We start from the raw sequence: 363 nt of genomic DNA, 5'->3' as shown, positions 1-363 counted from the left end.
TTTCGGCAGTTTGGTGTTTAACATTCCGCACGAAAACCCTAATAAAAAATCCGTCCGCCGTGTGCCACTCGGCATTTACCGCCCTGCGTGCGAATATCAAAATCATGCCTTACTGAACTTTATTTTGGATTATTTAGGCAGCGAAAATCCCGATGAAGAATACGGCAAGTTCTTTAAAAAAGAAAAACGTATCACGAGTGACTACTTCAACTGGTTCTATCAATTTAGCCTCTTCCCACAAATCGGCTACAACGAAAAGAAAGTTGAAGCAAGAATTCAGGCATGGCTGGATAAAAACTATTAAAAACACAGAAAAATCTCACCGCACTTGAGAGATAAAAACGAAAGTGCGGTTGTTTTTGA

1 pseudogene is annotated in these 363 nt (G+C 39.9%); it reads left to right on the top strand.

Annotated features, from left to right (window positions below):
- Window positions 1-304: pseudogene (locus tag HMPREF3263_RS06250) on the top strand (hypothetical protein); the annotation flags it as partial.
- Window positions 305-363: the final 59 nt, after the last annotated feature.

The organism is Haemophilus sp. HMSC61B11, from assembly GCF_001838615.1.
GTDB lineage: Bacteria > Pseudomonadota > Gammaproteobacteria > Enterobacterales > Pasteurellaceae > Haemophilus_D > Haemophilus_D parainfluenzae_AD.
Note: the sequence above shows the minus strand (reverse complement) of the source record. Positions and strands in the feature narration are given on the sequence as shown.